This is a genomic window from Aquitalea sp. (genome assembly GCF_030150775.1).
In the GTDB taxonomy this organism is placed as follows: domain Bacteria; phylum Pseudomonadota; class Gammaproteobacteria; order Burkholderiales; family Chromobacteriaceae; genus Aquitalea; species Aquitalea denitrificans.
This window is the reverse complement of the sequence record NZ_JASLFG010000030.1, coordinates 62,511-82,625: the sequence shown is the minus strand read 5'-3', so window position 1 is coordinate 82,625 and position 20,115 is coordinate 62,511. Positions and strand designations below refer to the sequence as shown.

The 20,115-nt window shown below is 56.9% G+C and carries 17 protein-coding genes; 9 read left to right on the top strand and 8 right to left on the bottom strand.

Annotated elements, in window-relative coordinates:
- Window positions 1-29 precede the first annotated feature (29 nt).
- From QVF59_RS10200 to QVF59_RS10190, 3 genes are read right to left on the bottom strand one after another with little or no spacing between them, the layout of a single operon-like run.
- Window positions 30-959, bottom strand: coding sequence for a 2-hydroxyacid dehydrogenase (locus tag QVF59_RS10200; protein ID WP_287879439.1), 930 nt, complete (start codon window positions 957-959; stop codon window positions 30-32).
- Entirely contained in the window at window positions 956-1,714 is a 759-nt protein-coding gene (locus QVF59_RS10195; protein WP_287879437.1) for a class II aldolase/adducin family protein, read from the bottom strand. The genes QVF59_RS10200 and QVF59_RS10195 overlap by 4 nt, the downstream gene beginning before the upstream one ends.
- A 15-nt stretch (window positions 1,715-1,729) precedes the next feature.
- Complete coding sequence (locus tag QVF59_RS10190) at window positions 1,730-3,028, bottom strand: MFS transporter (RefSeq protein WP_287879435.1); 1,299 nt, start codon at window positions 3,026-3,028, stop codon at window positions 1,730-1,732.
- Window positions 3,029-3,193: 165 nt separating this feature from the next.
- Here QVF59_RS10190 and QVF59_RS10185 point away from each other — a divergent pair, with 165 nt between their 5' ends.
- Window positions 3,194-4,174 carry a LysR family transcriptional regulator gene (locus tag QVF59_RS10185; protein WP_287879432.1) on the top strand — a complete coding sequence of 327 codons (981 nt, stop codon included), beginning with the start codon at window positions 3,194-3,196 and terminating at the stop codon, window positions 4,172-4,174.
- Between the two features lie 18 nt (window positions 4,175-4,192).
- The gene (locus QVF59_RS10180) at window positions 4,193-4,360 is read left to right on the top strand and encodes a nucleotidyl cyclase domain-containing protein (protein WP_287879430.1); all 168 of its coding nucleotides are present in this window, start codon (window positions 4,193-4,195) and stop codon (window positions 4,358-4,360) included.
- On the opposite strand, the gene QVF59_RS10175 is transcribed toward QVF59_RS10180, so the two are convergent.
- Complete coding sequence (locus QVF59_RS10175; protein WP_287879428.1) at window positions 4,357-5,571, bottom strand: Zn-dependent hydrolase; 1,215 nt, start codon at window positions 5,569-5,571, stop codon at window positions 4,357-4,359. The genes QVF59_RS10180 and QVF59_RS10175 overlap by 4 nt on opposite strands.
- 717 nt (window positions 5,572-6,288) lie before the next feature.
- On the opposite strand from QVF59_RS10175, the gene QVF59_RS10170 reads away from it, so the two are divergent.
- A complete protein-coding gene (locus tag QVF59_RS10170) occupies window positions 6,289-6,456 on the top strand; it encodes a hypothetical protein (protein WP_159880406.1) in 168 nt (55 codons plus the stop codon).
- A gap of 74 nt (window positions 6,457-6,530) precedes the next feature.
- Here the strand turns inward: QVF59_RS10170 and QVF59_RS10165 are convergent, their stop codons facing one another.
- Entirely contained in the window at window positions 6,531-8,147 is a 1,617-nt protein-coding gene (locus QVF59_RS10165; protein ID WP_159880404.1) for a methyl-accepting chemotaxis protein, read from the bottom strand.
- Between the two features lie 464 nt (window positions 8,148-8,611).
- On the opposite strand from QVF59_RS10165, the gene QVF59_RS10160 reads away from it, so the two are divergent.
- Entirely contained in the window at window positions 8,612-9,748 is a 1,137-nt protein-coding gene (locus tag QVF59_RS10160) for a branched-chain amino acid ABC transporter substrate-binding protein (RefSeq protein WP_287879423.1), read from the top strand.
- Window positions 9,749-9,823: 75 nt separating this feature from the next.
- On the opposite strand, the gene QVF59_RS10155 is transcribed toward QVF59_RS10160, so the two are convergent.
- Both QVF59_RS10155 and QVF59_RS10150 read right to left on the bottom strand, forming a co-directional pair.
- A complete protein-coding gene (locus QVF59_RS10155) occupies window positions 9,824-10,825 on the bottom strand; it encodes a cytochrome-c peroxidase (RefSeq protein ID WP_287879421.1) in 1,002 nt (333 codons plus the stop codon).
- A 998-nt stretch (window positions 10,826-11,823) separates the two neighbouring features.
- Window positions 11,824-12,210 carry a hypothetical protein gene (locus tag QVF59_RS10150; RefSeq protein ID WP_287879418.1) on the bottom strand — a complete coding sequence of 129 codons (387 nt, stop codon included), beginning with the start codon at window positions 12,208-12,210 and terminating at the stop codon, window positions 11,824-11,826.
- 354 nt (window positions 12,211-12,564) lie between these two features.
- Here QVF59_RS10150 and QVF59_RS10145 point away from each other — a divergent pair, with 354 nt between their 5' ends.
- Window positions 12,565-14,199: a restriction endonuclease subunit S gene (locus QVF59_RS10145; RefSeq protein WP_287879415.1), complete on the top strand. Its 1,635-nt coding sequence runs from the start codon at window positions 12,565-12,567 to the stop codon at window positions 14,197-14,199.
- A gap of 216 nt (window positions 14,200-14,415) precedes the next feature.
- Here QVF59_RS10145 and QVF59_RS10140 read toward each other — a convergent pair whose 3' ends face one another.
- The gene (locus QVF59_RS10140) at window positions 14,416-14,859 is read right to left on the bottom strand and encodes a hypothetical protein (RefSeq protein WP_287879412.1); all 444 of its coding nucleotides are present in this window, start codon (window positions 14,857-14,859) and stop codon (window positions 14,416-14,418) included.
- A 36-nt stretch (window positions 14,860-14,895) separates the two neighbouring features.
- Between QVF59_RS10140 and QVF59_RS10135 the strand changes: the two genes are divergently transcribed.
- The 4 genes from QVF59_RS10135 to QVF59_RS10120 all read left to right on the top strand — a co-directional run bounded on the left by QVF59_RS10135 (window position 14,896) and on the right by QVF59_RS10120 (window position 20,075).
- Window positions 14,896-16,467, top strand: coding sequence for a recombinase family protein (locus QVF59_RS10135; RefSeq protein WP_287879410.1), 1,572 nt, complete (start codon window positions 14,896-14,898; stop codon window positions 16,465-16,467).
- Window positions 16,464-17,381, top strand: a complete 918-nt coding sequence (locus tag QVF59_RS10130) for a plasmid partitioning protein RepB C-terminal domain-containing protein (RefSeq protein ID WP_287879408.1) — start codon at window positions 16,464-16,466, stop codon at window positions 17,379-17,381. The genes QVF59_RS10135 and QVF59_RS10130 overlap by 4 nt, the downstream gene beginning before the upstream one ends.
- Window positions 17,378-18,283, top strand: a complete 906-nt coding sequence (locus tag QVF59_RS10125; RefSeq protein ID WP_287879406.1) for a plasmid partitioning protein RepB C-terminal domain-containing protein — start codon at window positions 17,378-17,380, stop codon at window positions 18,281-18,283. Before QVF59_RS10130 ends, QVF59_RS10125 begins: the two co-directional genes overlap by 4 nt.
- A gap of 385 nt (window positions 18,284-18,668) precedes the next feature.
- Window positions 18,669-20,075 (top strand): ATP-binding protein, encoded by a 1,407-nt coding sequence (locus QVF59_RS10120; protein WP_287879404.1) that lies wholly within the window; start codon window positions 18,669-18,671, stop codon window positions 20,073-20,075.
- Window positions 20,076-20,115: the final 40 nt, after the last annotated feature.

The window sequence follows — 20,115 nt, the reverse complement described above, 5'->3', positions numbered from 1 at the left end:
TCCTCAATGTTTGTTTGCACGGCGGGGCTTCAGTAGCCCAGTGCCGGGTCGGCGCGATGTCGCAGGGTTTCACCTGTTGCCAGCCGCCGTGTGTTTTCTGCTATCTGGCTGGCAATGCAGCGCGCCGAGGCGGCCGAGGCCATGTGCGGGGTGACGGTGATGCCCGGCGTACGCCACCAGGGGTGATCTGCTGGCAGCGGTTCCTGCTCGAACACGTCCAGCAAGGCCGCACGCAGCTGGCCGCTGGCGAGGGCCGCTGCCAGATCCGCAGCCGCCACATGCTGGCCACGGCCACCATTCACCAGCACCGCGCCGGGGGCCAGTGCGGCAAACAGCTGGCTATTCAGCAGGCCTGCGGTGGCCGTAGTCAGCGGCAGCAGATTGATCAGCAGGTCGAGTCCGGCCAGGCAGTGTTGCAAGCCGCTGTCACCGTGGTAGCAGTCCACCCCGGCCAGCGTCTTGGGGCTGCGCGACCAGCCACGCACCACATAGCCGGCCCCGGCCAGATCCTGTGCCACTGCACTGCCCATCGAGCCCAGCCCCAGTACGCCTATCCGGTATTGCTTGGCAGGGCATTGTGGTGGCCGCTGCCAGCGCGCCTGGCGCTGGTTGGCCAGTGCCAGGTCGAAGTGGCGCTGATAGTGGATGACCGCCCAACGCATGAATTCCACCATGCCCTGGCGCTGTTCCGGGTCCACCACCCGGCACACCGGCAGTACCGGCAAGCTGCCGGCTGTGGCCAGATGCTCGATGCCAGCCGAGACCGAATGAATCAGCCGCAGCCGGGGTAGTGCCTGCAAGGAGCCGGGGGGTGGAAACCAGCAGGCGGCAACCTCGGCCTCTGCCGCACCTGCCTGGTGCGCTTGCAGCACGCACAGTGCGGGTGCCACCTGGGCAAAGGCCTGGCGCAGCTCTTCGACCAGTTCGGCATCGTCGGTGAGTAGAACCACCGCGCTCATGAGGCATAGCTTTGCTGTTGATCGGCAATCAGCGCCAGCGCCGCCTGCCAGCCCAGGGCGATGATTTCTTCCTCGTCGTCACGGGCAAACTGGGCCGAGGTGTGTTGGCGCACCGCCTCGCTGGGGTAGTGCAGCTGTGCGCCGCCGGCCATGGCCTGTACCTGCGCCTGACAGGCGCGCTCCAGGAAGTAGATTTCGTGGAAGGCTTCGGCCACCGAGCGGCCACCGGCGAGCAGGCCGTGATTGCGCAGGATCAGCGCCTTGTTGTGCGGGCCAAGGTCGGCCACCACCCGTTCGCGTTCCTCCAGCGACAGGGCAATGCCCTCGTACTCGTGGTAGCTCAGCCGGCCATAAAACTTGAGCGCATGCTGGGTAATCGGCAGCAGGCCGTGTTCCTGCGCCGACACCGCCATGCCGGCAGCGGTATGGGTATGCACCACGCAGTGCAGGTCGGGTCGGGCCATGTGCACGGCGGAATGGATGACAAAGCCTGCTTTGTTGACGCGCTGCACGTTACCGTCACCGCCTACCACATTGCCATACTGGTCGATACGCACCAGATCGGAGGCGCGCATGTGCTGGAACAGCACCCCGTAGCGGTTGATGAGGAAATGATGCTCGGGGCCGGGGATGCGTAGCGAAATATGGGTGTCGATCATGTCCGTCATGCGGAAATGGGCGATCAGCCGGTATAGCGCTGCCAGTTCGCAACGCGCCTGCCATTCTTCAGGGGAAAATCGGGTCGCTTGATTCATGAGGTTCTCCAGGGGTTAACGGACAAAGACCAGCTCGGCGGGTGTGCTCTGCCGCCGCAGGCGGGCCAGCCCGGCCACGCCGATAAAAGACACCAGGGATAGCAGTGAGAAGAACAGCGCCAGCGGCCACCATTGGCCAGCAAAGCGACTGGCCAGCCAGGTGCCGATCAGCGGCGTGGTGCCGCCGGCCAGGGCGCAGATCAGCTGGTAGGCCAGCGAAATGCCGGAATAGCGCAGCCGCACCGGGAAGGCCTCGACCATATAACCGGCAATCACTGCATACAGGCCGGACAGGGTGACTACCGCCATGGCGATGCCCACGGTCATCAGCAGGATGTTGCCGGTTTGCACCAGCAGGAACATGGGATAGGGCAGCACCACGCACAGCAGGGAGACGATCTTGAGGAAGCGCCCCTCGCCGATCTTCTCGGCCAGCAGCGCGGAACAGGGCTGCGACAGGAATTGCAGGATGGTCACCAAAAACAGCGTGTCCAGAATGGTGGAACGGGCAATGCCCTGATACTGGGTCACATAGGTGATCATGAAGGTGTTGGTGAAGAAGAAGCCGGCCGAGCCAATGGTGACGGCGGCGGCAGCGAACAGGATTTCGCGCCAGCAATCGCGCACCACTTCCAGCACCGGATATTTCGCCGTGCTTTGTTCGGCCTGTACCGCCTTGAATTCCGGCGACTCATCCACGCCGATGCGGATGGCCAGCCCCACGCACATCAAGAGGCCGCTGGCCAGAAACGGCAGACGCCAGCCCCAACTGAGAAAGTCGGCCTGCTCCAGCGAGGTGACCAGCCGAAAGGCAATCAGCGACAGAATCAGCCCGGCCGGGCTGCCCAGCTGGGCAAACGAGGCATAAAAGGTTTTGCGTTTGGCAGGAGCGTGTTCGCTGGCCATCAGCACGGCACCGCCCCACTCGCCCCCTACAGAAATGCCCTGGATGAAGCGCAGCACTACCAAGCCAATGGGTGCCCAGATGCCGGCGCTGGCGTAGCTGGGCAACAGGCCGATGCCAGCGGTGGCCACGCCCATCAGCATCATGGTGAACAGCAGCATTTTCTTGCGCCCCAGGCGGTCACCCAGATGACCGAACACCACCCCGGCCATGGGACGGGCGATAAAGCCGACGGCAAAGGTGGCAAAGGCAGCCAGCGTGCTCAGCGTGGGGTCGTGGCTGGGAAAAAATACCGGCCCCAGCACCAGCGCAGCCGCGGTAGCGTAGATGTAGAAATCGTAAAACTCGATGGTGGTGCCAATGAAGGCTGCCGCCGCAGCTCGGCGCGACTGGCTGGAGGCTTGGGTCATGGGAGATTCCTCTTTGTAGATACGTGTTCGAGATCGGGTGACATGCACGTCGGTCTGCGCTCTAGTGGCGCGTTGAGGGTTTATCGCATGGGCATTATCATTAGTAAAATTATCAAAACTGAAATTTGAAATAAGCAAAGCTAATGACAAAAAGGTAGGCCGAACATGGCAAAAACCACAGGAATAACCCAGGCCAACATGACAGCAGGGCGGCGTTTTCTGAACGACAGGCTGGATTGGAATCTGCTACGGACTTATCTGGTAATCGCTCAGGAAAGCAGCATCAGCCGGGCTGCAGCCCGCCTGCATGTCACACAGTCGGCGGTAAGCCAGGCTTTAAAACGGCTGGAAGAACAGTTGCAATGCACACTGATACTGCGGCAAGGGACGCGTTTTGCACTGACGGAAACCGGTGATGAAATTTTCCGCATCGCCAGCGACATCTACAGCAATGTGTCGCGACTGAGCGCCGCACTGGAAAACCGTAGCGAGAACATGCAGGGCAAGGTGCGCATCCTGTGCGCTACCGGGCTGGAGGTGGACAGCTACGATACCTATCTGGCCCGCTTTCACCAGCAGTTCCCACGGGTGGAGCTGGAAGTGGAAGTCATGCGCAGCGCCGACATCATCAGCGGCCTGCTGCAAAAAACCGCCACGCTGGGGCTGGGCTTGTGCCGCTTGCCGCAGGCACGGCTGGAGCGGCGCTGCCTCATCACCCAGCGTTATGCGTTTTACTGCGGCCGCAGCCATCCGCTGTTCGGGCAAGGCGATCTGACACTGGAGTCGCTACAGGGACAGCACTTTGTCAGTTTCAGCAGCGACCAGTTGGGCGGCAATCTGTCTCCACTTGCCATCTTCCGAGACCAGCAGGGTTATACCGGCAAAATCATCGCTACCGCCTCCAGTCTGGAAGAAGTACGCCGGCTTGTGCGCGCTGGATATGGCATCGGCAGCCTGCCTGAGCATGTGGCAGCCCGCGATGTGGAACAGGGCGAGCTATGGCGCTTGCCTCCGGCCAACGGCATTGCCGATCTGGACATCTATCTGCTGTGGAACCGCGAACAAAAGCTCGGCTCTGCGGAAAGTGTTTTTCTGGAAGGATTGCAGCACCAGCTGCTGACGCCGGCAGAGGGCCGCAGCGTATAAGCCGGCAGCCGGGGCGGGTTGGGGCACTTTACCATCAGCCTGGGTGCCGCCCTCTCCGTCCTGCAGGGCCTGCAGCAGGCAACCGACTTGCTGGCCTGCTGCGACCGCATGCTGCATCACGCCAAACAGCAGGGGCGCAATCAGGTACAACTGGCCCCGGACGGGACAGCTTCCCAATCGGCCTAGCTGTCGGCCTGCGCCAGTACCGCGCCCAGCAGGACATCGGCACCCATGCGGACATCGTCCGGTGTTGCGTACTCGGCCTGGTGCTGAGCAGGGTTTTTGCGGCAGGGGATGAAGATCATGGTGCTGGGGCAGTGCCGTGCCAGGTTCATTGCATCGTGGCCCGCACCGCTGACAATGTCCTGGTGCGGGTAAGCCAGCGCCGTTACCGCCTGGCGCACGGCGGCAATACAGCCGCTGTCAAACGGCGTGGCCATGCTGAACCAGTGCCGCCGTATGCTGACATCCAGCCCGCGTTGTGCCGCCACCTGCTGTAATAGCTGGCGGGTTTGTTGTTCCATGGCGGTGATCTGCACATCCAGCGGGTGACGCAGATCCACGGTAAAGCGCACCTGCCCCGGAATGGTATTGCGTGCTGCCGCGGTAATCAGCAGTTGCCCCACCGTGACCAATCCGTGTGGCTGGTGTTCTGTGGCCAGCTTTTCCAGCTGGCCTATCATGGCGCTGGCTCCCAGCAGCGCATCCCGTCGCAGTGCCATCGGTGTGGTGCCGGCATGGGCTGTACTGCCGTTCACTTCCACATCCAGCCAGCAGATGGCCTGGCCACCGGTCACGATGCCGATGGGCAGGCCGGCCTGTTCCAGCACCGGCCCCTGTTCGATGTGGGCTTCAAAATAGGCGGCAAAGGGGCGTCCCAGCGGCAGGTCGCCGCCATGGCCGGACAGCGCGGTGGCCACGCTGATGCCACGCCCGTCTTCGGTTGTCAGCGCCTGCAGCAGCGGCACATCGCCACAAAAGGTGGCCGAGCCCAGCATGGCCGGTGCAAAGCGCTCGCCGGCCTGGTTGATCCATACGGCAATTTCCAGCGGTCTGGTCGTGGTGATGTCGGCATCGTTCAGGCTGCGTACCACCTCCAGTGCGGCCAGTACGCCATAGCTGCCGTCAAAACAGCTACCGCCAGGGCGGGTATCCAGATGGCTGCCCATCACCACCGGGCTGGCGTCCTTGTCGTGTCCGGCCCGGCGCGCATACAAGTTGCCGATGGCATCGGCATCCAGACTCATCCCGGCCTGATGGCACCAGTCGGCAAACAGGGCGCGGGCGGCAAAATCCTCGGCAGACAGCGCCGGTCTGCTTTCCCCCATTTCGTCCATGGCGATCAGGCTATCCCACAAACGCTGGCCATTTACCTTGAGCGGCATGTCGTTTCCCATGATTGTTTCCTGCCTCAGCAGCCCGCTGCCGGACTGATTTTTACCACGACATGACAGGCAGGCCGGTGCATCTGATGCTCTGGAATAAGGCTATCCAGGGCCTTTGCCGTCAGCGCTTCCTTCGCTAGCTGCGTGGTCGTGATGTCGGTCTGGCCGCGCCGGGTAACAGGCTGATGCCGGGTGGTCCGCTGGCAGCGGGGCTGCCATTTTGCGGAAGAAAATCGGGCTGGGGCGTGCATGTGGCTTCTCCGGTAAAGGTAAGGCATGGCCGGGCTAACAGCGCCGGGGCTGCCGGGTTCGACATGACAGCAGTTCGTTGCCCTCTACACGAGAAGTCCGATCTGGAAGAGTGATTGATTTTCCTGAAAATATTCCCGGAAAACGGGTGGAGCATCAGCGAGGACGGGGTGGCCGCGCTGCGGGCAACATTAAAGCCCGGTAGGGAAAAACCAGCTGGCGGCAAGGGGCGGACGCGGCCAGTATCCCGGCTGCATGGGCGGGGCCGGGAATACAGCCTTGCCGGATGGCGGCAAAGATTGCCTCCAGGCGGAAAAAAAGGGCGTAAAGAACTGTAAAGCCAGGATAAACAAGAGGAATTTTGCCGCAATTTGGTCTGGCATCAAAATTGCTGTATCGGGGCAAGACCCTGCCGACCTTGCTGGTTTGTGCCGGGATACAACCGTAACCGCACTTAGTCTTTCACCGGAGTCCACCGCAATGGCCATGCCGATTTCGCCCGTCAGCAGCTACAACAGCTATACCCCCAAGACCAACAGCACCAACCGTCAGACGCCCTCCAGCACCCCGTCTGCCACGGCACCGGCAGCCGACCAGCCGGCCAATCAGGGCAGCACCCTCGGTTCGATGATCAACACCAAAGCCTGATCCCCCTGCCTGGATGGCAGAGGGAGCGGATCTGTTGCCAGAGCAGGTGCCGACAGCGGCACCGGTAGTGCTTATCAAACCTGGTAGCGATCCAGAATATCGCTTTGCATCCTGGCCAGCGCATCCAGTTGCGCAGCATTCAGTGCCGTGTTCTGGGCCGCTGCACTGGCTTCTTCCGATGCCTGTGCCGTGCGTTCCACCATGGCAGCTATATTGTTGCTGGCCTCACCCTGCTGCTGGATGGCAGCAGCCACGGCATCACTCCCCTGTACCGCAGCCCCGGCCAGCTCGCCAATGTGCCGCATGGCAACGGCGGCCTGATCGGCACGGTTTACCCCCACCTTTACCAGCTCTTCCGCTTTTTGCATCTGCGTGGTTGCATGGCTGGCATTGCCCAGCATGGCTTCGATGGTGGATGAGATTTCCTGGGTTGATTTGCTTGTGCGTTCCGCCAGCTTGCGTACTTCGTCGGCCACCACGGCAAAGCCACGCCCCTGCTCACCGGCGCGGGCGGCTTCAATGGCGGCGTTCAGTGCCAGCAAATTGGTTTGGTCGGCGATATCGCGGATTACGTTGATGACCGTAGCCACCTCGCCGCTGTGCGCTTCCATTTCGTGAATGCTGCTGGCCGATAGCGTTACCACCTGTGAAATCTGGTGGATGTCCTTGATGGTCTGCTCGATGATGCTGCTGCTGTCCTGCACCAGTGTCTGGGCTGATTTGGCACCATCGCTCTGTTCTACCGACTGTGCAGCCACATGATTGATGCTGACTGTCATCTGTTCGATGGTGGCGGCAATATTGGCGGATGCCTCACTCTGCGCACCGGATGCCATGGATACCTCGCCAGCGGTTTGCGACAGCTCCTGCGAGGCAGTCTTTACCTGGCGCGCACCGTCGGCCAGCTGGCGCATGGCCTGTTGCAAACCTTCCAGCATGCGGTTGAACGCCGTGGCGGTACGGCCGATTTCATCCTGGCTGTTGCTTTGGGCACGCAGGCGGAAATCACGCTGCTCGCTGACTGCCTCTATGGTGTGTTCGATCTGGCTCAGGCCCCGGCTGATATTGCGGTACAGCAGCCAGCCCATGACACCGCTTACCAGCAGCGCCAGTGCCATCAGCCCCACTGCCACCGCAAAAACCTGCTGGTAGGTTCGGTTGTTTTCCTGCACCAGCAGCGCGGCCTGGCGGTGATTGAACCTGGCATGGTCCTCCACGGCAGTCATCAGCAGGGCTGCCGTCTTGGCAAATTCATTGTTGATGATGGCCGTGGCCTGCTCGGTCTGGTTGTTGCGCGACAGGGCGAGGATCCGGCTGCGCCCTTCGCGGTACTGCGCCATCATCGCCTTGTCAGCCTCCAGTAACTGGCTATCTTCGGCGCTGGCGCTGTCATTGATGTGATACTCATTCATCAATCTGTCAAAGCGCTGGTCGGCCTCGGCCAGATTGCTTTCTGCGGTGGCTTTCTGTTCTGCCGTGGCCGCCAGCACGTGGCGCAGGGTGTTGGCGCGAATGTCCGCCACGGCCCGCAAAGTACCCTGCATGGTTTTCAGGTCGGGAAGGGTGTTGTTCTGCACATAGACAAAGCGCTGTTGCCCGGCGTGCAGTGCGCTGATGGCATAGCCACCCACCAGCAGCATGCCGGCCAGTGCAATCGATAAAGTCAGCAACAATTTTTTCGTGATGGTCATCGTAACCCCCAAAATGAAGACAAGTTGTCACTACCGGTTCAATACAGAACAAGAGCATATTGAATACTAAAACGTTACAGCAACTGTACTTAGTCCAATAACGACTTACTTTATGCCTTTATTTTTACAAGAAAGGATAAATGCCAATAACATTTAATGGAGATGGCAAGTGCAGCAGCCCAGAGCGTGTTGCCTGTTTGCCAGGTAGCGGATAGTCGCGGCAGACTGCCATTTTCCGGTAGAAGAAAAACACTGCCCTTGCCTTGAATCAGTAATTTCTTATGTGTTGCTATTCTTTTACACCGGCATGGCAAAGTCCCTTGCCCGTGGATGCCATACCGGCGGGGCATGGTCGCCTGCAGCGATGCTGCTGTCGCACAGGGCAAAACCATGCTGGCAGAAATGTTAAACACTCGAAGCATTCCCCGCGGTAATGCCGCGTCATGCCAAATCAGGAGAAAGCCGTGACCGTTACCATGAAACCCCTGTACTGCAGCCTGCTGCTGGCTACTGCCTGTACGCTGTCTGTTCCGGCTTTTGCTGCGGATGAGCAAGTGGTCAAGATTGGCCTTACCGGCCCGCTTACCGGCCCGCAAGCCGCCACGGGCAAGGACGATGAAAATGGTGCGCGCATGGCGCTGGACTACATCAACGCCCAGGGCCTGGTAATTGCGGGCAAGAAAACCCGCTTCGAGCTGATGTCCGAAGACGATAGCGCCGACCCGCGCACGGGCATGAGCGTGGCCCAGCGATTTGTCGATGCCAATGTCAGTGCCGTGCTGGGGCCGTACAACTCCGGCGTGGCCATTCCCATTTCCAAGCTGCTCAACGACGCACAAATCGTGATGGCCACCGTGGCGTCCAATCCCCGTGTCACCCTTAACGGCTACCCCTATGTGTTCCGCATCGGCAATACCGACAGCCAGTCCGGCACCCGCATGGCCACCTTTGCCGCCAAAAACCTCAAGGTGAAAAAGTTTGCCGTCATCGACGACCGCACCGCCTATGGCCAGGGACTGGCCGACGAATTTGAAAAGGCCGCCAAGGCCAATGGCATCCAGATTGCCACCCGTGAATACACCAATGACAAGGCCACGGAATTCACCGCCATCCTTACCAAGATAAAAGGCCTGAAAGTGGATGGCGTGTTCTACGCCGGTTACCACGCCCAAGGCGGCCCGCTGCGCAAACAAATGGCCCAGCTGGGCATGGACAACTACCTGTTGGGCGGCGATGGCATCTGCAACGAAGAAATGCTGAAACTGGGCGGCAAGGCCGTGGACGACAAAGTATATTGCCCGCAGGGTGGCCCGGTGCTGGAGCAGAGCAATGTCGGCAAAACCTTCAAGGCCGCCTACAAGAAGCGCTTTAACAGCGAACCGCTGACCTATGCCGCATCCATGTACGATGGCCTGATCCTGCTGGCCAAGGCCATGCAGAAGGCCAACTCCACCGACCCGAAAAAGTACAAGCCGGTACTGGCGGCCTTCTCCTACCAGGGCGTGGCCGGCAGCTATGCCTTTGACGACAAGCACGACCTGAAAAACTCGCCCATCAGCGTCTACGCCTTCCGTAATGGCCAGCTGGTAGCACTCAACTGAGTGCAACTTCATCCGCAAGAAAACCAACAGGCCCGCATTACGCGGGCCTTGGTGTTTTCAGAAACAGGGCAAGCTTTAGTTGAAGGGCGTCGGACGCGGCGTATTGTTGCTGGAGGCTGGCAAAATCGGCAATACAATACGCGGCTGCTGGCCGGTCAGCGTATGCAGGAAGGCCACGATATCGCCTACCTCCTGCTGACTGAAGCTGCGCCCCAGCTGCAACTGGCCCATGGTGGTGACAGCGGCTTCCAGCGTAGGCGCGCCAGCGTCATGGAAGTAAGGCGCACGCAGCGCCACATTACGTAGCGACGGCACCTTGAACGCCATGCGGTCGGCATCCTTGCCGGTTACGCCAGCCCGGCCCTGAGCCGGGTTACTGGTTTGATACGGCGCTACCAGGCCCATCTTCTGGAAGGAATTCCCCCCCACTGCCGGGCCGTTGTGACAAGCCACGCAGCCTGCAGTCTTGAAGGTTTGATAGCCGCGCAGCTCCTGGGTGTTCAGTGCCTTCTTGTTGCCCTTCAGCCATTGGTCAAAGTGCGAATCCGGCGTCACCAGGGTTTCCTCAAACGCAGCAATCGCCCGGGTAACTTCCTGCATGGAGATCTGCTTGTGGCCGAATACCTTGTCAAACTCGTTTACATAGGCCGGGATCGAGCGCAGCACATCCAGCGCCAACACATGGTTGGATGCCATTTCCTTGGGGTTGGCAATCGGGCCGCTGGCCTGTTCTTGCAGGGATTTGGCGCGACCATCCCAAAACTGCGCCACATTCAGGCTGGAATTAAGCACGGTGGGCGAACGAATCGGCCCTTGTTGCCAGTGATCCCCAATCGAGGAAGTCAGGTTGTCGCTGCCGCCAGTGGCCAGGTTGTGGCAGGAATTACATGAAATAAAGCCGGACTTGGACAAGCGTGGTTCAAAAAACAGCTTCTTGCCCAACTCCACCATGGCCGGATTCTTAATCAGCGGTTTGGACAGTGGCTGAATCGGCTCGCTTTGAATGCTGGGTGCCGCCGTAGCCGAAATTACCATCATCAAGGGAAGAGCCAGACCAATATATTGCAAGTAGCGCATTGTTTTCTCCGTTGGCGTTAAAAATTCAATTCCAAAATGTAAAAATAATCAGGCGGTGTGCAATGCTGTTCTTAAACAATATCTATTCGCGGTAGCGAATATTTAATCTGCAGTAGCTTATTAAATGGCAGCAGAATCCCCTGGCAGTTTTTCACTGGGAAAAACAACGCCATATTGAATAAAACAAAGCATTGATATGAATGTGGTTTTTAATTGCTGCAACAATGCAGCAGATTGATTCCTGCAGATTTGCGACAGATCAAATCGGAGAAATTAAAACCATGCTGAATGAATTGATATTTTCAATTCATTCAATAGCTAAAAAATATCAGCCAGACACGACAGGGAAGGGGAGATAAGCAATTTGCCAACAGACCAAATAATGTCAGGCCATCGCAGGGCGCATGATGAAAGCCCGCCGTGCTGCTGAAATGAAGTCATATTGCATGAAATGGCCATCGTGGCCACAAGGTCTGCCGGAGAAAACAACGAACGGAAAAGGTGGAATCTGCCGCGTGGCAGGCAGGGACGTGCAGGGTGAACCTACTTCCAGATAAAGCCAAAGCCCAAGATCAGGACGATCAACAGGCACAGCATGCCGATGCCGCACATTTTTTCGATCAGGAAATCCAGACAAAAAACCAGCACCCGGCATAGCTTGCTGGCCACGGTTTCCCTGGAGGAAAAGCCAATGACTGGCTTTGCTGTTTCACTTTGCCTGAAGAAAAGCATGGCTTGATGGCTCTTAACAATTATTACCATGCGACAATAATTGTTAAATTATGGTAAGGCAAGATATTGGGTGCGTAATACTCTGTTAAATAATGAAAATAAACAAATGTCATTATTGCGGAATGCCGTGCTGACCAGCGCTGTGCGGTATGCCCCCACTGTTAACTGCAACTGCCCGCAGCGGGATGAGGGGCAGATTTACCATCGGTTTGCCCGCTGCCAGCCTCTGTCAGGTTCGCACGGCCCGCCTTGCCGGGTGGCCAGGGCTAACGCAAATACAGCTCTGCGCTGGCGCGGCGTAATTGCTGGTGGGTAAGCGACAAAATGCGGTAAACATCTTCGGTGGACAACGGCGGACTGCGTTTATCGCCCAGCATGCCCAGCAACTGGGCAAGGGTCTGCAGACTGCCGTTCAGGTCGGTCTCCACCCGATCCAGCCTGGCTTCCAGTTGGCGGCACAGATTTAACAGCTGTTGCCAGCGTACTTCTACCCGCGGGTCCTGCTCTGGGCCCAGTGCCAGTTGCAGATTATTCAGGCCAACATGCAAACGGCCCAGCGGCAGGCAGACCTGGCGCAGAAAAGCAGCAAACTCGGAATCAGGATGGGATAAGGAATGGGGCTGGGACGGCGGTGGTTGCGGAGTACTGCTCATGACAAAACCCTCCGAGAAATAGGTTTTGGCCTACGCGCCCGACGCCAATCGGGGGTGGCAGGCACATGGCAGGATTGGCGTTACCGGAATCTCGGAACCGGCGTCTCCGAAGAGACTCCCGCCAAGGCCTGCCGTCGAAAGGCAAAGCAATGGCGTGAGAACTGGAGCGCATTGTGCTTACGCCGCAGTTCCCGAGATTCCAACGGGACGCCAATCCCGGTGCCGCTATTGAACGACACGAGGCGATTATCAGCCGGGAAGGGTGCCAGAAGCAAGGCAGATAGCCTCCCTGACGCCAACATCCGACCAGACAACACGGCGTGGATGGCCGCGATATTTCAGGACTGAGTGCGTATGAGCAGTAACAACAAAACCACCTCTACGATAGAGGAGGCAAAGCCTGCGCTGCTGCCTAAGCTGCGGTTTCCGGAGTTCCGGCACGCAAGTAGTTGGACAACAGTAAAACTTGGGGCGGTTGCAACCATCAGTACGCAGAAAGCAGGCAATAGCATTTGTGTGCCGATGAGCATCACAACTGGCGTGGGGCTTGTGAGCCAAGAAGAAAAATTTGGCCGGGTGATCGCGGGGGAGTCATACAAAAATTACTTGCTCTTGAAACCAAACGATTTTGCCTACAACAAGAGTGCTACCAAGGAGTATCCCGAAGGCTTTCTCACCTTGTACACGGGTAATGAGTTGGCCGCAGTCCCGAATAGCATCTTCACCTGCTTTCGCATCAACGGGGATTCGCCAGATGTGCGGTTTCTGAACTACCAATTCTCAGACAACCTGCATGGGCGCTGGCTGCGTAAATTCATTCAGGTCGGTGCGAGGGCGAATGGCTCTTTGAGCATTAATGACAGTGATTTGATGGCACTTCCCGTTCCCTTGCCGGTGGGTGCTACATCTGTTGTCGAGCAACAAAAGATCGCCGATTGTCTCAGTTCGTTGGACGAACTGATCACTGCACAAGCGCGAAAAGTGGACGCACTCAAGACCCATAAAAAAGGGCTGATGCAGCAGCTTTTCCCCCGCGAAGGTGAGACCCAACCCCGTCTACGGTTTCCGGATTTTCAAAATGCAGGGAAATGGGAAGGCAAGACTCTAAATGATATTGCAAAAATTACCTCAGGAAGTACCCCTTCCAGATCAAATCCGGAATTCTTTACTGGGGGCTCTATTCCTTGGGTCAAAACAACGGACTTAAACAATTCGTTTATCGTTGAGACGGAAGAGAAAATTACATCTAAAGCCAAGGCTCGGATCAATCCAGCGGGTTCGGTCTTGATTGCGATGTATGGCGGCTTTAACCAGATTGGAAGAACAGGTTGCTTGAGCAACTCTGCTGCAACTAATCAGGCAATTTCGGTTTTGGTGCTAGATCGAAAGGCGGCGGTGCCTGCATACGTTCTCGCTTGGTTGAACGCTAAGGTTGAAGTCTGGAGGCGGATAGCCAGCAGCAGTAGAAAGGACCCAAATATAACGGGTTCAGACGTTGCTAAGTTCTCTATTGTTTTACCCGAATTGGATGAGCAGCAACGAATTGCCTCCTGCCTCAGCAGTCTTGACGATGTAATCACTGCCGAAACCCAACAGCTTGAAGCCCTCAAGACCCTCAAGAAAGGGCTGATGCAGCAGCTACACCCTGCGCGCCACCGAGGACACGCCATTCTTCCATCACGTTGCATCCCTCGCCGAACTGCAATTGGCGGCGGCTCCCGATACTGGCAAGCTCTATACCTTTCATTTCAACGCCCTGCGCAGCATCATGGAAAAAACCGCATCCTTCTTTGGCCATACAGATATTTCCTTCTGCCTCAAGGCGCTGAACACCGAAGATGTGGCGCTCTACAACCGTGCCTTGAACCTGCTCAGCCATGGCAAATATCTACATACAAAATCTGTCGACTGACACAGAACGTGAAAAACGAGGTCTTGAAAATCAAGCAATTTTTCACTTTTTGTGGCAATGAAGTGGGCCTTTCATGACACAGAAAGTGAAAAAATCCCCATTTTTTGCCACAAAACTTGAAAAAACTCCCAAGACCCTTCCAAATCAAGCATTTACAAAAATCGTATTGCTGAACTCTTGGTAGTCCATCTACCAGAGATGTTGGTCCGGTCCAGGACGGTCCTGGCGTAGGCGGTTCCGAATGACCAGCCGGACCCGCCGCGTTCGTATGGTTCATTGATGGCTCTTTCCTGCTAGGGATCTTCCCCTGTCGCTCGCTCGATCAGTTCGAGCACTTCGTACATGAGCTCGGCAAGCTCGGGCAGCTTGGTCGAGACGACCTCGCGGTGACGATCCGTGATATGCAAAATGCATTGCATCACTTCATCTGAATTCCGAATCAAGGCCACCAAATATCCCCCTGACGGTCCTCGCTCCCCTGTTATCCAGTTCTTCACTGTTCGCTCGCTGGCTCCCGTCCACCGCATCACAGTCTTGGTTGCGCGATGGGATCGTCCTAGCTCCTTCTGCAAAGCCTCTGAAATTTGAACGGCATAATCTATTTCGGAGCCATTAGTCGGCTCATTCGGCAAAACCTTGCACTTTTTCGGCAACATCTTTCCGATTCCTCCCGCTAAATTGAGAAATGGAACCACCACGCCGGCAATCGCCTCGTCGATGCCGGACGCCTGGCTCACCATCCGTTGAACAGGCCAGTAAAGCAGGAGCTCGCCATGAACCACTTGTCGAGCAGCGGTACAGCAAGGACGCAATACCCCTACCCCGTCAGGGCAGCGGCATATGTCCGCATGTCGACCGAGCACCAGCAGTACTCCACAGAAAACCAGGCGGCCGCCCTGTTCCTGTACGCACAGCAACGAAACATTGAGATTGTCCGCACTTACGCTGACGAGGGGAAAAGTGGCTTGCGCCTGGATGGCCGGGATGCGCTGAAGAACCTGCTGGATGACGTCGAGACAGGGGCTGCCGATTACTCAACCATTCTGGTTTACGACGTCAGCCGCTGGGGGCGCTTTCAGGATCCCGACGAAAGTGCCAGTTACGAGATTCGCTGCAAGCATGCCGGTGTGTCCGTCCAATACTGTGCGGAGCAGTTCGTCAATGACGGCAGCCCGGTGTCGAGCATCATCAAGAGCGTCAAACGCACCATGGCTGGGGAATACAGCCGTGAGCTATCGGTAAAGGTATTTGCCGGCCAAGCTCGGTTGATCGAGCTGGGTTACCGGCAAGGTGGCCCTGCCGGCTATGGATTGCGCCGGCAGTTGGTCGATCACACCGGGGCACCCAAAGCCCTGCTGACACGAGGAGAGCACAAGAGCATCCAGACGGACCGGATCATCCTGATCCCGGGCCCGCCGGAAGAAGTGGCCACCGTTGGAGACATCTACCGCGCCTTCGTGGAGGAAGGGCATAGCGAACGGGAAATCGCCGGCCTGTTGAACCAGCGTGGCATACCGACTGACCTAGGGCGGCCGTGGACACGTGGTACGGTGCACCAGGTATTGATCAACGAGAAGTACATCGGCAACAACGTCTGGAACCACGGTTCCTTCAAGCTGAAAAACCAACGCGTGCGGAACAACCCGGAGCAATGGGTACGGGCTGACGGGGCGTTTGAACCCATCGTCAACAAAACCCTGTTCGATGCGGCCCAGGCCATCATCCTGTCCCGCTCGTATCGCCTGTCGGACGAAGAAATGCTGGATGTGCTGCGCACGCTATACCGGCAGCAGGGTTACCTGTCCGGCCTGGTGATCGACGAGGCAGAAAACTGCCCGTCCAGCAGCGCCTACCAGAGCCGGTTCGGCAGCCTGCTGCGCAGCTATGCCCTGATCGGCTACACCCCGGACCGGGATTTCAGCTACCTTGAGATCAATCGCAGCCTGCGGGAGCGTTACCCCCACCTGGTCGAGGAAACCATCGAGCACATCGAATCTTTGGGCGGGCGGGTTGTGAAAGACCCGGAAACCGATCTGCTCACCATCAACGAGGAATTTACCGTTTCCCTGGTGCTCAGCCGCTGCCGGGAAACCCCAGCCGGCTCGAGCCGCTGGATCATTCGCTTCGACACCGGGTTGTTCCCGGACATCACCGTCGCGGTGCGCATGTCCCCGGATGGTACCGAAGCATTGGATTACTACCTGCTGCCGGCGATCGATATGACCCTGCCGAAGCTGAGGCTGGCACAGCAAAACGAAGCCGGGTTGGAGATCTACCGGTTCGACACACTGGAGCCCCTGTTCGCTCTGGCGCAGCGCACTTCCCTGCGGGAGATGCTGTCATGACACTCCTGCCACCTGCCCTGCACCACCTAAACAGTGAATCGGAGATCCATCTGATCGAGTTGGATCGGATCCGGGTGCTCAACCCGCGCGTGCGCAACAAGAAGATTTTTGCCCGCCTAGTGGAGAACATTGCCACCCTGGGGCTGAAACGGCCGATCACCGTTGCGGAAAGAAGGACGGACGAGACCGGGCAGAACTACGACCTGATCTGCGGACAGGGGCGCTACGAGGCCTACCAGATGCTGGGGGAGAAGGAGATTCCCTGTGTCGTGGTTCAGGCCTCCGAAGTCGACCGTTACCTGATAAGCCTGGTGGAGAACCTGGCCCGGCGTAAGCATTCCAACCACGACCTGCTGGATGCCGTCCGGATACTGGAGGACCGGGGCTATACCAACTTGCAGATCGCGCAAAAGACCGGTCTGGACCCCAGCTACATCAACACCATCATCTATCTGCTGCGCCAGGGGGAGGAACGGTTGATCGGTGCCGTCGAGAGCGGCTGGCTGTCGATCCATATGGCGGCTCAGATTGCTAGGTCGGGCGACGCCGAAATTCAAACCTCGATGATGCAGGCCTACGAAACAGGCATGCTCAAAGGGGAGCAGTTGATGCGGGTCCGGCGGCTGATCATGCAACGGAACGCATTCGGTAAAGGCTATCGGAGAGGATGGCACCGCCGCGGCAATAAGGATGTTTCCCCGCAGAAGCTCGTGAAAACCTACCAAGCGGAGGTCCGGCGGCAAAGACTGATGGTCAAGAAGGCCGAGATCAACGACCAACGCCTCCTGTTCGTCACCACCGCCTTGCGCCGTCTGATGGCTGACGAGCATTTCCTGACCTTGCTCCGGGCCGAGAATATTCAGGACATGCCGCAACCGCTCGCGGAGCGGGTACGTGGCGGGGGGCGAGCATGACACAGGTGCGCTTGGGGTTCGAGGCGGAAACCATCCGGGTGCCAATCCAGCATATCTTGCCGACCCGCTTGGTCAGCCAGGACGTGCTGAAGTCGGTCAAGTACCAAGCTATTCGGGCCTCGATCCGGGAACTCGGCATCATCGAGCCGCTCGCTGTCCACCCGGAGAAGCGGGTTAACGGCGATGCCCAGCATTTCATCTTGTTGGATGGCCATTTACGGTTGGAAGCGCTGAAGGAACTGGGTGATCAGGAAGTCGTTTGCCTGGTATCCACTGACGACGAAGGGTTCACCTACAACCGCCAGATCAACCGGGTCAGTGCGGTCCAGGAACACCGGATGATCCTCACCGCGATCAAGAAAGGGGTGCCGGCCGAACGCATCGCTCAGGTGCTCAATGTCAATGTCGATCGCATCCATGAACGCCAGCACCTGTTGGACGGCATCGCCCCGGAAGTGGTCGAGCTGCTCAAAGATAAGATGATCGGCCAGCATGTGTTTCGCGTACTACGCAAAATGAAACCGATGCGCCAGATAGAAGCGGCCGAGATGATGCTCTCGGCCAACCGGTACACCCAAAGCTATATCGACATGATTCTGGTGGCAACCCGGCCAGAGCAGTTGATCGACAAGAAGAAGACCAAACACTCAGAGGTTACATCGGAAGACATCGCTCACATGGAGCGTGAGATGGAAAAGCTCCACCACGATTACCAGCTTGTGGAAGAGACGCTGGGTGAGACCATGCTGGTGCTGGTCGTTGCTAAAGGCTATATCTCACGGCTGATGCGCAACGAGGCCGTTTCGGACTACCTGAAGCGCCATCACAAAGACCTGTCGGAAGAACTCGCTTCAGTCATGGAGGCGATCACGACTGATACTCGAAATCAAGAGCGAGAGTAAATAGCCAAACAGGGGGCTTCTACAAGACTGTGTGGTTGTTCCCCTGCCTGCGCCAGAAGGGGCTAGAGAACGAGGAAGTATACGATCCAAGGTTTTGACACAGCTCATAAGCGAATGTAGCATCGACTCAGTACAATAGCATCTTAGCATCACAAAGGTGACCCCAGTTTACTCCGGCTCATGAACTTGGACACGAAGTAATGAAGTGCTATTTATATTGGTCAACTATATCGATCATAGACGTTTTAAAATCCTAGGCTCGCAGGAAACGGACATCTATTCTACAGATGCTCCAGTGGGCTAACACTTACCAGCAGGCCTCTTACCTTGATATTCCGGGGCCAATCAATCCCGAACAACCTAACAGGATTAAATTAGAAAACAAATGACGCTCTTGCGCTCATTCAACTTGCCACGCGACCAAAACCGGATCGTTGCCTTACCACCCAATTCAAAAAACAAAAATCGCATTACTGTTCTACTTGGAATCAACGGCACGCAGAAAAGCACGATCCTTCGTGGGTTATTGGATGATGCGCTCACTAGTTCTATTGGATCCCGCAACTCCAAGACTATCAGTGTCAACGCTGTATGGAGTGATGCTCCTCCTTCACGGGTAATCGCAGTTTCTTCAGTCCCTAACGACCGCTTCCCTTCAAAGCAACGTTTTGGTCCAGTGGGCCTTCGAACACGGTATGACGTTCCAGAATACGAGTACATTGGCCCGCGCACAGCACGCAATATAGTTAGCCGACACCAGAGTGCAGAGGTTCTTTTTGCCAGTATTCTTGCTAATCCCAATATCTCTAATAAGACATTAAAGTTTCTGGCTAAGCTTTCTGAGAAAACACACATACCACTCCGATTCAATGCATTTCTCCGTCGGAGGGCTTTCTCTTCAGGCTCTTCTGGCGCAGATATCAGCCCCCTGGAGTATCTGCAAAAACTTCTCGATGATCCACGGACATCAAATCGGATATCAAAGTATGGACGTGAAGAGATTGAAGAAGCATTGTCAAACTCGTTCATACTTCGTGCAATGGAAGGCATGAACCGTACGATCCCAAAAATGCTGTCTAAACCAAATCGCGAGAATCCTCACGTCTTTGTTGATCTTGTCAACGGCTTAGACACGTCCCTAGGAATTGATCCGAAAATAATCCGTTTCGCTCTAAATGTGGGCTATGTTTCACTTAGCCAACTACAGTTCGACCCCCTACATACAGATTACAAACAAGCCACAATCGACTCATTCAGTGCCGGCCAATGGGGGCTCTTCTCATCGCTCACAACCCTAGCACTTACAGCCTCTGATCGAACTCTTATTTTAGTAGATGAGCCTGAGAGCGCATTGCATCCAGCGTGGCAGCGTGAATATCTTCATGAACTAGTACAAGCACTGTCCGAACATCAGAACTGTCACGTTGTACTAGCGACGCATTCACCTCTAATCGTGAGCAGTCTTATGACGGGCGAAGCTGACTTAGTTGGGCTTCGTCTTCGAAATGAAGGGCTGATCGATTGCGAAATGATTGACATCCCAATGGGATGGCAAGCGAATGATGTTCTTGAGGATATTTTTGGCCTAGAAAGCACACGCTCAACCACCGTGGTCGAGGATATCGAAAACGCTCTCTCACTAATCGCAGCAGGCGTTTCAGGTAATAAAAGTCAGATCATTACGTTGGCGAAACGGCTGACTCCACTTCTTAAAACATTTCCAGAAGAAGATTTTGCCAGGCAGGTTATTAATTCGATCATTAAGATTTCTGGGATAAGTGGAGTAATTTAGGTGGCTGGATTCGAGCAACTTCCTGCATGCGCGTGGACAG

Coding starts and splice junctions, on each gene's coding strand:
- QVF59_RS10200 (WP_287879439.1), bottom strand. CDS start 959: ATGAGCGCGGTGGTTCTACTCACCGACGATGCCGAACTGGTCGAAGAG.
- QVF59_RS10195 (WP_287879437.1), bottom strand. CDS start 1,714: ATGAATCAAGCGACCCGATTTTCCCCTGAAGAATGGCAGGCGCGTTGC.
- QVF59_RS10190 (WP_287879435.1), bottom strand. CDS start 3,028: ATGACCCAAGCCTCCAGCCAGTCGCGCCGAGCTGCGGCGGCAGCCTTC.
- QVF59_RS10185 (WP_287879432.1), top strand. CDS start 3,194: ATGGCAAAAACCACAGGAATAACCCAGGCCAACATGACAGCAGGGCGG.
- QVF59_RS10175 (WP_287879428.1), bottom strand. CDS start 5,571: ATGGGAAACGACATGCCGCTCAAGGTAAATGGCCAGCGTTTGTGGGAT.
- QVF59_RS10170 (WP_159880406.1), top strand. CDS start 6,289: ATGGCCATGCCGATTTCGCCCGTCAGCAGCTACAACAGCTATACCCCC.
- QVF59_RS10165 (WP_159880404.1), bottom strand. CDS start 8,147: ATGACCATCACGAAAAAATTGTTGCTGACTTTATCGATTGCACTGGCC.
- QVF59_RS10155 (WP_287879421.1), bottom strand. CDS start 10,825: ATGCGCTACTTGCAATATATTGGTCTGGCTCTTCCCTTGATGATGGTA.
- QVF59_RS10150 (WP_287879418.1), bottom strand. CDS start 12,210: ATGAGCAGTACTCCGCAACCACCGCCGTCCCAGCCCCATTCCTTATCC.
- QVF59_RS10145 (WP_287879415.1), top strand. CDS start 12,565: ATGAGCAGTAACAACAAAACCACCTCTACGATAGAGGAGGCAAAGCCT.
- QVF59_RS10135 (WP_287879410.1), top strand. CDS start 14,896: ATGAACCACTTGTCGAGCAGCGGTACAGCAAGGACGCAATACCCCTAC.
- QVF59_RS10130 (WP_287879408.1), top strand. CDS start 16,464: ATGACACTCCTGCCACCTGCCCTGCACCACCTAAACAGTGAATCGGAG.
- QVF59_RS10125 (WP_287879406.1), top strand. CDS start 17,378: ATGACACAGGTGCGCTTGGGGTTCGAGGCGGAAACCATCCGGGTGCCA.
- QVF59_RS10120 (WP_287879404.1), top strand. CDS start 18,669: ATGACGCTCTTGCGCTCATTCAACTTGCCACGCGACCAAAACCGGATC.